The sequence below is a fragment of the Thalassospira sp. UBA848 genome, from assembly GCF_002295455.1.
GTDB lineage: Bacteria > Pseudomonadota > Alphaproteobacteria > Rhodospirillales > Thalassospiraceae > Thalassospira.
Genome location: NZ_DBGS01000032.1, coordinates 31,293 through 43,221 on the forward strand (window position 1 = coordinate 31,293; position 11,929 = coordinate 43,221).

Consider the following 11,929-nt stretch of genomic DNA (forward strand, 5'->3'; position numbering starts at 1 on the left):
GAATAGCCCCCGACTCTAAATCAGTTTTTTATTATTCAGCATTATAGAATGCAGCACTTAGCCTGCAACGCAACAAGTTTAACTTCTTGCGTATCGGCACTGCCCAGCAAGTCGGTTATTTCGCTGAAATCCTATCCGAATGCTCAGGAGGCTTCGGGAAATTTTTATATCGGGGTTAAACCTGTTCGGGAATGGTCCCGCTCAGAATCGAGCCGATATTGGCACCATCAAGATCGACTTCGCTTAAATCCGTATCGCCGAATGCAACACCGGCAATATTCGCCTTGCGCAGCGAGGCCCCCTTCATGCGGGGCTGATCAAAGACCGAGTTTCGCAGGTCAGTATTGGAAAAATCTGCTGATTGCAGATCAGCCCGCCACACCTCGCCGGTCTTTTGTCCCTTGGCATCACGTTGTTCCAGCCCGCCAAACCTGACACCCTGAAGCACAGCCTTGGAACAGTTGGCATAAGACATCCGCACCCCGTTCATGATCGAACCGCTCAGGCGGGCGCGGGCCAGATCGGCATTTCGCATGGATGCCATCACAAGGATGGTATCAACCAGCAACGCGCCACGCAGGATGCAATCATCAAAGCACGCTGCCGAAAGATCAAAGCCGGTAAAATCAAGCTCGGTCAGATCACGGCCAGTAACATCAAGTCGTGCGCCTGCTGCCCCGCCACTTGTCAGCCACTCCGTATGGGCGTTTAACAAGATGCGGATATCTTCGGGCAAGGGCGCTCCCGACTTGCTGCCGATCGAATTTGAAGTGTTGGCCTGTGACAGATCGACATTGGACAAATCGACATTGCGCAGATTTGCACCCGACAGGTCCGTGCCCAGCAACAATGTATCCTTGAGCTTGGCCCCCTTCAGGTTCGCGTTCTTGAGCTTGGCCCCCGAAAGGTTGCACCCTGAAAGGTCTGCCCCGGCAAGATTGACGGCAAACATGTTGGCATCGCTCAGATCCGCGTCGGCAAGTCGGGCACCGGACATGTTGCTTTCCGCCAGATTGGCGCCAGACATCATCGAGCCTTGCAGATCGGCATTGGCCAAATCCGTGTTGCGCTTGACCTTTTTTTCGCGTCCAGCATCGACGATCACCATCACGCCGGATCGAAGATCAGCCCCCTTAAGGTTGGCATTGCGCAATTTTGCGCGCGCCATGTTCGCACCGCGCAGATCAGCCCGCATGAAGCTTGATCCTTCAAGATCAGCTTCAACGAAGTTGGTTCCAAACAGGTCACAGAAATCGAATTTGACGTCGCGGATTACGGCCTGAATAAAGTTGGCACCGGGCAGAACCGCATCCTCAAGACTGATCTTGCTCATTTTGATGCGCGAAAGGTTGCCATTGCGCAACTGCAATCGCTTGCCACCCGGTTGCTTCATCACATAGAGCTGATGCTTTTTAATGGCATCAATCAGTTCCGTGCGGGTTGTCATTTATGAGATCGCACTCCCCGTCGATCATGAAAAGCATTTATACGCGTCAAATTTACAATCATTGAAAGTGTACCCACGGTTGGCACTATACATTCTGACAAAATATGACAATCACGCCATACCGAGCATGACATCAATATATCATCACATAATACCTATACTATTGTATTATTTTAACGCTTTTGGTTTCGGGAATGTTTCCCGTTTTTTCCGCATTGGGCATCCGGCTTGGTGACTCTTATCATCTTTATGACCCGATTCGCTTTGCCCGATGACTTGTCATTTCGCGATCTTGTAAGGGCCAAAAGGCAACCCCATCTGCAATATGTCCTTGAAAAGTATCGGTTCCAATGCACCAGATCTTGTTTGTAGATGACGATGCCAACATCCTGAACGGATTGCGCCGACGCTTGCGCAGCGCGCGGCCACAATGGAACCTGCATTTTGCCAATAGCGGGGCAGAAGCACTTGAGCTTGCTGAAAAACAGGATTTCGATGTGATCGTATCGGACATCCAGATGCCGGGCATGGATGGCGTTACCTTGCTTGAAACCATGCAGAAAACCCAACCCGATGCCGTACGCATCATTCTGACCGGTCATGCCGACAATGCATCCTATCTGCGCACCATCGGTCCGGCGCACCAGTTCCTGAGCAAGCCTTGCGATAACGAAACCCTGATCGAAAGCATTGAAAACGCCCTTGGCCTGCGCCAGTTGTTACGCAGTCCGGAACTCAGAACCCTTGTGGCGGACTCCAAAAGCCTGGCATCCCCGCCAGACACCTATATGCGCCTCGAAACAGCCTTTGCCGATCCCAATTACTCGCTTGATACCATCAGTAAAATTGTCGAGTCCGACATTGCGTTAACGACCGAAGTCCTGAAGCTGACCAATTCGTCCTATTTTGCAGTCACCCAGAATGTGTCCTCGGTTGGCCATGCGGTTCGCATGCTGGGCATGGAGACGCTTAAGGCGCTGGCACTGTTTGTCGGGCTGTATCGCGGGTTTGACGGCCCGCCCAATCAGGCGGCCAACCTGAAGCGACTGTGCCACCGTTCTCAGCAAATCGGGGTTACCGCTGCGCTGATTGCAGAATATGAACGTCTCCCGCGTGAGATTTGCCATGCTGTACCGTCGATCGGGATGCTCAGCCATATCGGGACGCTTATCCTTTACACCAACCGGTCGGACGAAATGCAGGCGGTTGTCGAACGGGTGGAAAAAGAAGGCATTTCAATCGATCAGGCTGAAAACGAACAGTTTGGGGCAGGACACGCCGAGATCGGAGCCTATTTGCTTGGATTGTGGGGGTTCCCTGCCCCGGTCATTCAGGCAGTTGCCTATCACCACCGCCCGATGGACCTTCCACATCAGGAAATGACGGCGCTGACCGCCATATATGTTGCGCAGCACCTGACCCGCGAAGTCGCCGACCGTGACGCGGGCATGAGCATCGAAAGCAGCATTGATACGGACTATCTCGCACGGATCGGAAAGCATGGCCGTCTGGAAGAATGGGCCAATATTGCGGCAATTGTTTCCGAGAAATACCGCGAACTAACCGATAGCTGATGGCCCCGCACACCACACCCTTTGATTGCAAGAACGACTAAAAAGTTCATTACCCTCCGCAAATGCGGACTGTCAAAGACACCCTTCTCGCCCCATGTATTGAACATGGAACACACGCATGAGATGAAAATGAGCGTCATCCTGTTCGTAGACGATGACAAGAATATTCTGGATGGGTTGCGTCGAAGATTGCGATCCGTTCATCCGGAATGGCAGCTGCATTTCGCGCATGACGCGGAAAGCGCGCTGCTCAAGGCTGACGAGATCGATCCGGATGTCGTGATTTCAGACATGCGCATGCCCGGAACTGATGGCGCGGCACTTTTGACCATCATGCAGGAAAAACACCCGCATTCCGCGCGGATCATTTTGTCCGGTTTTGCCGAAGAAGAAGCGATCCTGCGCACGGTCGGGCCAGCGCATCAATATCTCGCCAAACCCTGCGAAGACAAGATGCTGATCGAAACCATCGAAAATGCACTTGATCTGCGCCATCTTCTGACCAATCCGGACTTGCGGGCCCTTGTTGGCGGGATTGACGCGCTTGCCTCGCCTCCGACGACCTATACCAACCTTGTCAAAGCACTTGAAAACCCGCTTGTCGGCAACGAGCAGCTTACAGCCATCGTTGAATCAGACATCGCACTCACCGCAGAAATTCTAAAGCTGACCAATTCAGCCTATTTTGCGATCAGCCAGAAGATCACCACGATCTCGCAGGCCATCCGGATGATTGGCATCGACACGCTCAAGGCGCTTGCCTTGTTTGTTGGCCTGTTTCGCAGCTTCGATGGCCCGAAATCCGCGGTCACGCAAATGATGCAGCTTTGTAAACGCAGTCAGCAGCTTGGGGTGATCGCGACCCTGATTGCCGAACAGGAAGACCTGCCCAAAGAAGTGGTCAATGTTCTGGCCGCAGTTGGCATGCTGAGCCACATTGGCAGCCTTATCCTGTATGCCTATCGCGCCGATGAAATGGCCGACGTTGTCAAACGGGTCGAAACCGAAGACGTTCCGATTTATGTCGCCGAGCGCGATCAGTTCGGTGCTGCTCATCCGGAAATCGGTGCCTATCTTCTTGGATTGTGGGGATTTCCCAGCGCCATGGTGCAAACTGTTGCCTATCACCATCGGCCCCAAAAGACCCCGCATGCCGAAATGAACGCACTCACGGCGATCTATGTTGCGCAGCATCTGGCACGTGAAATTGCCATCGAGCAACGCACCGGGACTGCGCCGGAAAGCCGCATTGATCTTGAATATCTGGATCAATTGGGCAAACGCGATCGACTGCCTGTATGGCTCGAAACCGCCCGCTTGGTGGAACAGAAATACCGCGAGATTGATGCGTAAGGGAGACAGAGCATGACACAAAATCCTCCTGTACTCTTTGTTGATGACGATGAGAACCTGTTGATGGCTCTAAAGCGCAAGCTGCGCGGCAAGTTCAATTTTGACACCGCAGTCGGCCCTTTGCAGGCACTTGAAAAAATCAAGGCCGGTAACAGATATGCCGTCTGTGTGGCAGATATGCGCATGCCCGACATGGATGGCGTACAGTTATTGGGAGAGGTCGCAAAGCTCAGCCCTGACACCGTCAATATGATGCTGACGGGAAATGCCGATCAACACACCGCCGTCGAGGCAATCAATCGCGGGCATATCTTCCGGTTTTTCAACAAACCCTGCGAAGACGACGACCTCATTGCCGGCCTTAACGCAGGTTTGCGGCAGTACCAGTTGATAACCGCTGAAAGGGCCCTGATCGAACAAACCCTGGCTGGCAGTGTCAAGGTTCTGACCGAGGTTCTCGCACAGCTTAATCCGGCAATCTTTGGCAAGGCGATGCGCGCCAAGATCTGGTGCGACACCATTGCCAAATCAATCGGCTATCCGCATCCATGGGAATTGGGATTGGCCGCCTTGCTCGCCCCGATTGGCTATGTATCGCTGCCGCCAACAATCCTTGCCCGGCTCGGAGAGGAAAAACCACTACAACCGCTTGAACGTGATGTGGTTCGACGGACGCCGGAAGTCGCCCGCCAACTGATTTCCAATATCCCGCGTCTGGAAAGAGTCGCTGAAATTGTCTATTTGCAGAACCGCAACTTTGATGGATCGGGTTTCCCGGCCGACGGCCCGCTTGGCAACGAATTGCCGCTTGGGGCGCGCGTGCTTCGGATCTTTAACGACCTTGGCAAGATTGTTGATAGCGATCTGGTCGTCAAACAGCATTTTGACGAGTTGCGCCAAAAACCTGATCGCTATGACCCGGGCCTTCTTGACCAGATTGAGGCATTGCTCGCCAAAGAAGACCCGTCTTATGACAAGGTTGCCTACCCCAAAGGAACAGAGCACGACATCAATCTGAAGAACCTCAGGATGGGTGACTTCCTGCTAACTGATATCGAAACCCTTGAGGGGCAGGTCTTGCTCACTCATGGCAACTATGTTTCAGAGATACAGCTCCAACGGTTGCGTGTATTTCAGGAGCTCCATCAGTTCCACGAACCCATTCGCGTCCGCCGTGGCGGTCATGACCCCGAAGTGCAAATCGGCGAGGCGTCATGACCGAAAACCAGGACGCTATCGAGGCCCCAAAAATTCTGAGCAGCACGGACGAGGTCACATCCGGCGAGGATCTGCTTGATGCCGCGAACGAAATTGATGCGCCCGAGGAAATTCGCGCGCCTTTCATGGCACTGTTGAAGGAACAAAAGCGCCGCAAACTGGAAGCAACCCAACGGCTCAAGACCATTCTTGATAGTGTTGTTGAAGGCATCCTGATCATCGATGCGACCGGCATGATTCAGGACTTCAACAAGTCAGCCGGTGAAATCTTGCGCGCAACGGGTGATGAACTGCTGGGAACATCGGTTGATGTCATGTTCATTGATCGCAAGGCCACCGTACGTCACCGGCTTTTGAACCGCTGCATCAATATCAGCAGCGGCGTTTTAAAATATGACTATACCGAAACCATGGCCCAACGCCTTGATGGCGACAGCTTTCCGATGGAAATCATAGTAAGCCCGGCCAATTTCGAATCAGAAATGAGTTATCTGTATATTTTCCGGGATATCACCCGTCGCAAAACGGCCGAAGAATCCCAGAAAAAACTTGAGGAAGACCTGCGCGAAGCCCTTAAGCTTGAGGCGATTGGTCATCTCGCAGGCGGCATTGCCCACGAAATCAACACGCCCAGCCAGTATATTCGCGATAACCTGAAGTTCCTGAATGACAGTTATGGGTCGCTGTCACGTATCCTGGGTCTGGCATTGCAGACCTTGTGGAAAAACCGCGCCAGTTTGCCACCCAATACGTTTGAGGATTTTGTTCGACAGATGCGCGATTCCGATCTGGAATTCCTGCTTGAGGAAATCCCGCATGCGACCCAGCAGTCCTTGGACGGGATCAATCAGGTGGCGCGCATTGTGCTGTCGATGAAGGAGTTTTCCCACCCCGGCGGGGCAGAAAAAACCACCACCGATATCAACCGTGTTCTGTCCAACGTGATTGTGATTTCGCGCAATGAATGGAAACACAATGCCGACATCATCGAGAAGTTCGATCCTGAAATCCCGCATATTCCCTGTCACATCAACGAGATCAATCAGGTCTTCCTGAACCTGATCGTCAACGCCGCACAGGCCATTCAGGCTGCCGGGCGCAAACCGGATGAAGGCCATATCACGGTCAAGACGACGTCGCTTGATGACAGTATCCTGATTTCGATTTCTGATAACGGCACCGGTATCGCCAAGGAAGACCGATCCAAGGTTTTCAACCCGTTCTTTACCACCAAGGAAGTCGGCAAAGGGACCGGGCAGGGTCTGTCGATCACCCATGACATCGTCACCGTCCGCCATGGCGGGCGCATCTGGTTTGAAACCGAAATGGGCAAGGGAACGACGTTCCATGTTCTGTTGCCCGGCGAAGATCGAACCGGCCCACAACCAGAAGAAAAACCGGCAAAAGCCTGAAAGCTTTAACGCGGGGCAAACAGAATAATGCCCGCCCCAATCAGGCAAACCAGCAAGCCGATAATATCCCAGCGATCAGGCATGCTGCGTTCAACCACCCACATCCAGAATATTGATGCCGTAATATAAACCCCGCCATACGCTGCATAGGCCCGCCCGGCAAAATCGGCTTCTACCCGCGTCAGAAGCCAGGCAAAGATAATAAGGGATACGACGCCGGGCACGACCCAAAGGATCGATTTCCCCGATCGCAACCAGGCCCAGAAGGCAAAACACCCGGCAATTTCGGCAATGGCCGCAAAGATATAGGCCGCAATGCTTTGCATCGGTTTCCCGTCTTGATTAGAAGGCCGGGCGCAAGTCGCCTGCATATTTGCCCGCCCAGTTGGTCAGCACCGGCGTCAGATGGTTTTTAAGCACCTCGGCGCGGGCATCGTCGATCACGCCATGTTTGCGCAAGATCGCGCCCATCGCAACCTCTGCCCCGCGCTGGGTGCCGTCATCAATCTTGAGCGCCACACCAAGCCCCTGTTCCGGGAAGGCTGCACAATAAACACCCTCTGCCCCGACCTTGACCAGCGCGTCCTCGCCGCATTCTTCCATGATGGCACTGCAGAAACGGCCCGTGCCTGCGACCATGAAGGGTGCGTTTGCGCAGCCCTTGCGAATGCGCTTGATGGCATTGGCGCGCGTTTCGGACAGGCCAGCGGGATCAGCCATCCGGGCCATGGCAAGCCCCAGATCGCGCAGGCGCATACCGATTACCGGAATACCGCACCCATCAATGCCACGCGGGGTGGATGACAGATCACAATCCCCCATTTCTTCAAGCACCTTGATCAGGCGCTGCTGAACGGGATGGGGCTCTGCAATGTAACCTGTCGGGTCATCGCCAAGATGCTGCGCGGTCGTCAGGAACCCGGCATGTTTGCCCGAACAGTTGTTATGCGCCTTGGTCAGTTTGACATGATCGGATGCCTGCTTGATCGCGGCATTCAGGCTAAGCGAATAATGCGGCGCACATTCCAGCGTTTCGACCGACAGACCGATCTTTTCAAGCCATGCGGCAACCGTGGTTGCATGCTCTTCCTCGCCATTATGCGACGAGCACGCCAGCGCGATGTGCTTGTCTTCAAGGCCAAAGGCATCCGCCGCACCACTTTCAATCAACGGGATCGCCAGAAGCGGTTTGATCGCGGATCGCGGATACATCAGTGCGTCAATATCGCCGCCCGCGTCAATCACGGTGCCATCCGATTTCATCACCACATACCGGCCACGGTGAAAACTTTCGACCATCGCGCCACGGGTGGCTTCGACAAGGATCGGGTTGGCAGCAGAGGACGATGACATTGCAGAGTGCTCCGGGACGTGATGGATTTGGTGGCGGACCGGGTATAAACCCAGACCATGCTATGCCCGAAATATGGGAATGATGGCAAGCAAGACCAGCGATTACACATAGAAAAACGCCCTGCCGAGGCAGAGCGTTTGTCATCGCAATACGCCGAATGAAGAGCTTAACAGGCGCTCATGGAATTGCCGAGAACCCGGTTGAGCTGCTCAAGGACCACTTTCGGGCTGGCATCCTTGCTGATGAAATCAGCGGCACCCAACGCATCCGCCTGCGCGCGGGTATCGGCGTCATAATGGGCGGAGAAAAAGAAAACCGGCACGTTTTGGCTGTTGGGGAAGCGGCGGCGAATCTCGCAAAAAGCTTCAAAGCCGCTCATGCCCGGCATTTCAATATCCAGAATAATGGCGTTGGGGCACATGCCTTCAAGCTGATCGATCAGATCATCGGCACAATCAAAGCCGGCCACGTCATATCCGGCCCGGCGCAACACTGTTTCAAGGGCTGCTTTGGCGCTGGGACTGTCGTCGGCGAACGCAACCAGTCCATCAGGACAAAATTGCGGCGGCATGGCGCTGAGCGCATTCATGGATGGCGATACTCCGAGATTTGGGACACGCCCAAACTGACAGATGAAAATGTCAAATTGGTTAAACCCGCCAAATTTTTGCCATGCAATGTTCTGCCTTCACCCCGATCTTCCACCCCTTGCGCGAAAGTATAAGGTGGTTATGACACCGGCACCGTGGCACAGAAATCACGGCCCGGCCGATAAAACCCCAATGTTTCTGCCAACATAACGCTACGGAAACCTGATTTGTCGGGTGGCTTATCCGCCTAAATAGGTATTTCCATGCCTATTTACGGAATTAGGGACAGGTGCTATAAACCGCCATGTCGCGAATGTGACCGGAAAACATGATCGGGAATCCGGTGCGGCCCCGCCTTTTGGCGGTGTGGCCAAGCCCGGAACTGCCCCCGCAACTGTAGGTACGAAGCCGTTTTGCGCGGTTTTGCACGAGTCAGAATACCGATGGTGTTTTCTTGGCATGAATTGGGCCGGGCGGGGTGTACCGGGTACTGGGAATCCGTAGTAGAATAGAATTTGGCAACTTTCCGCGCCGCGCCCCATATGGAGTCGCATCAAGGCCGGGATGAACCAAGCCGGGAGAAACCATGTCCGACCCGCTTAAGCTCGCATCCGAATTTCCATCTGCTGATTATGCAAGTTGGCGCAAGCTGGCCGAAGAGGCCCTTAAGGGTGCACCGTTCGAGAAGAAGCTTGTCACCAACACCCTTGATGGGTTTTCCGTTCAGCCGATCTATACAAATGATGATCAGGATGACGCGACCCGGCTGATCCACGAGGTTCTTAACGCCACGGTCGAGCCGCGTGAAACCGTTACCGGTTGGGATATCCGTCAGCTTCATACCCATCCCGACCCCAAAGCCACCAATGCCGCGATCCTTGAGGACCTTGAAAATGGGGCCACCTCGATCACGCTGAAACTTGATGCCGCCGCCCGTGCGGGGCGCGAAATCAGTTCTGCCGAGGTCGGTGTGGACGGGATTGCCATTCATTGTCTGGCCGATCTTGATGCCGCACTTGAGGATGTTTACACCAACCTTGCCACCGTCGGGCTTGATGGTGGTGCCGCGGGTGTTCCGGCTGCGGCCCTGTTGGCCGCGCACATTGCCAATACCGATGGCGCAGACGAAGCCGCCCCGGCCTTTAACATTGATCCGATTGGAACCCTTGCAATTACTGGCACCCTGCCCTGCGGGGCACAGGAGGCGGTTGATCATGCGGCAAACGTCGCGGTCGAGCTGATTGACCTGTTCCCGCTGGCGACCGCAATTTCGGTTAATGGCGCACCTTACTATAATGCCGGGGCCACCGATGGTCAGGAACTGGCCTGTTTGCTGGCAAGCGGGGTGACATACTTACGTGCCCTGACCGATGCCGGAATGGCGGTTGATCAAGCTGCGGGTGCGATGGTGTTTAACGTCGCCATCGGCACGGACTTCTTTGCCGGGATCGCCAAGCTGCGTGCGCTTCGCATGATGTGGAGTCGCGTTCTTTCAGCATCCGGTGCCGAGGATGCGACGATCACGATCAATGCGGTTACCGCCGAAATGGCGATGACCAAGGTTGATCCCTGGGTCAATATGCTGCGCACCACGGTGACAAGCTTTGCCGCCGGTCTGGGTGGTGCGGACAGTGTGAACTGCCTGCCCTATGATCATCTGATTGGCCTGCCTGATGGCTTTGCACGCCGCATTGCGCGCAACACCCAACTGATCTTGCAGGAAGAAAGCAACGTGCACCGGGTCATCGATCCGGCTGGTGGTTCGTGGTTTATCGAAAACCTGACCAAGGAACTGGCGAAGGCCGCCTGGTCGAAATTCCAGTCCCTTGAATCTTCGGGTGGTATTTTAAGTGCCCTTGCCAATGGCAGCCTGAAAACCGAAATCGAGACCGTCTGGAATGCCCGTGAAAAACGCCTGTCCACCCGTCGTGACCCGCTGACTGGTGTCTCCGAATTCCCCAACATCGCTGAGGCCAAGGTGACCTGCGAAACGCCCGACCTTGACGTGATCGTTGCCGATGCCAAGAGCCGCCAGACCAAGTTTGACGGCACGGTCGGCAAAAGCCTTGCTGCCATGATTGAGGCCGCACGCGCAGGCGCCACCATCGGACACATGTTTACCGAGCTTTATGGCACCAGTGCCGCGACCCGTATCGGTGCACTTCCGGCCCATCGCCTTTCTGAAAACTATGAGGCACTTCGCAAACGTTCTGAGGCGCACAAGACAAAGACCGGGTCTTTCCCGCAGGTCTTCCTCGCCAATCTTGGCAAGGTCGCCCAGCACACGGCACGTGCGACCTTTGCGCGAAACTTCTTTGAAGCTGGCGGGATCGAAGCCATCACCAATAACGGCTTTGACACGGAAGAAACACTGGCATCCGCCTTCGCCGATAGCGGGGCCAAGATCGCCATAATCTGTGGATCGGATCCGCAATATGGCGACATGGCAACCGATGTTGCCAAGGCACTCAAGGCAAAGGGGGCCAGCATGGTTTACCTTGCTGGTAATCCGGGCGATGCGAGGTCCGATTACGCGGCCGCCGGCATTGACGACTTTGTCTTTGTCGGGGCCGATGTTCTTGGCATTTGTGGTGCCGCACTTGATCACCTTCTTGGCAAGCAGGGGGAGAAATAACCATGACCCGCATTCCTGATTTCTCCGACCTTCCGCTGTTTGATGGTGCATCCGCCGGCGCAAAGGACCCGTTTGAAAGCACGCCCTGGACCACGCCCGAAGGCATCGATGTCAAATCATCCTATGGCCCCAGGGATCTGGACGGCATCGATCACCTGAACACCATGCCGGGCATGCCGCCATTTTTGCGCGGCCCCTATCCCACCATGTATGTGCAGCGTCCCTGGACGATCCGCCAATATGCCGGTTTCTCCACGGCCGAGGAATCCAACGCGTTTTATCGCCGTAACCTTGCCGCCGGGCAAAAGGGTCTGTCGATTGCCTTCGATCTGGCGACCCACCGGGG

General features: G+C 54.8%; 10 protein-coding genes and 1 riboswitch. Of the genes, 6 read left to right on the forward strand and 4 right to left on the reverse strand.

The genetic code is table 11. The features are described from left to right. Nucleotides 1–175 precede the first annotated feature (175 nt). Nucleotides 176–1,447: a pentapeptide repeat-containing protein gene (locus B2R48_RS03685; protein WP_296997927.1), complete on the reverse strand. Its 1,272-nt coding sequence runs from the start codon at nucleotides 1,445–1,447 to the stop codon at nucleotides 176–178. A gap of 350 nt (nucleotides 1,448–1,797) precedes the next feature. On the opposite strand from B2R48_RS03685, the gene B2R48_RS03690 reads away from it, so the two are divergent. The 4 genes from B2R48_RS03690 to B2R48_RS03705 all read left to right on the forward strand — a co-directional run bounded on the left by B2R48_RS03690 (nucleotide 1,798) and on the right by B2R48_RS03705 (nucleotide 7,004). Then, a complete protein-coding gene (locus B2R48_RS03690; protein ID WP_296997929.1) occupies nucleotides 1,798–3,021 on the forward strand; it encodes a response regulator in 1,224 nt (407 codons plus the stop codon). A gap of 129 nt (nucleotides 3,022–3,150) precedes the next feature. After that, entirely contained in the window at nucleotides 3,151–4,374 is a 1,224-nt protein-coding gene (locus B2R48_RS03695; RefSeq protein WP_296997932.1) for a response regulator, read from the forward strand. Nucleotides 4,375–4,386: 12 nt separating this feature from the next. Continuing rightward, nucleotides 4,387–5,592 (forward strand): HD domain-containing phosphohydrolase, encoded by a 1,206-nt coding sequence (locus B2R48_RS03700; protein WP_296997935.1) that lies wholly within the window; start codon nucleotides 4,387–4,389, stop codon nucleotides 5,590–5,592. Beyond that, a complete protein-coding gene (locus tag B2R48_RS03705; RefSeq protein WP_213473516.1) occupies nucleotides 5,589–7,004 on the forward strand; it encodes a two-component system sensor histidine kinase NtrB in 1,416 nt (471 codons plus the stop codon). Before B2R48_RS03700 ends, B2R48_RS03705 begins: the two co-directional genes overlap by 4 nt. A 5-nt stretch (nucleotides 7,005–7,009) precedes the next feature. Here B2R48_RS03705 and B2R48_RS03710 read toward each other — a convergent pair whose 3' ends face one another. The 3 genes from B2R48_RS03710 to B2R48_RS03720 all read right to left on the reverse strand — a co-directional run bounded on the left by B2R48_RS03710 (nucleotide 7,010) and on the right by B2R48_RS03720 (nucleotide 8,947). Next, on the reverse strand, nucleotides 7,010–7,330 hold the full coding sequence (locus B2R48_RS03710) for a YnfA family protein (protein WP_296997940.1): 321 nt from the start codon (nucleotides 7,328–7,330) through the stop codon (nucleotides 7,010–7,012). A gap of 16 nt (nucleotides 7,331–7,346) precedes the next feature. After that, nucleotides 7,347–8,357, reverse strand: coding sequence for an asparaginase (locus B2R48_RS03715; RefSeq protein ID WP_296997942.1), 1,011 nt, complete (start codon nucleotides 8,355–8,357; stop codon nucleotides 7,347–7,349). Nucleotides 8,358–8,524: 167 nt separating this feature from the next. Further along, nucleotides 8,525–8,947, reverse strand: coding sequence for a response regulator (locus tag B2R48_RS03720; protein ID WP_062956754.1), 423 nt, complete (start codon nucleotides 8,945–8,947; stop codon nucleotides 8,525–8,527). Nucleotides 8,948–9,233: 286 nt separating this feature from the next. After that, nucleotides 9,234–9,411, forward strand: a riboswitch (cobalamin riboswitch). A gap of 123 nt (nucleotides 9,412–9,534) precedes the next feature. On the opposite strand from B2R48_RS03720, the gene B2R48_RS03725 reads away from it, so the two are divergent. Together B2R48_RS03725 and B2R48_RS03730 are read left to right on the forward strand one after the other, a co-directional pair. Further along, on the forward strand, nucleotides 9,535–11,583 hold the full coding sequence (locus B2R48_RS03725; RefSeq protein WP_296997947.1) for a methylmalonyl-CoA mutase family protein: 2,049 nt from the start codon (nucleotides 9,535–9,537) through the stop codon (nucleotides 11,581–11,583). A gap of 2 nt (nucleotides 11,584–11,585) precedes the next feature. Then, the coding region (locus tag B2R48_RS03730) for a methylmalonyl-CoA mutase family protein (protein ID WP_296997949.1) at nucleotides 11,586–11,929 on the forward strand (344 nt) is incomplete at its 3' end.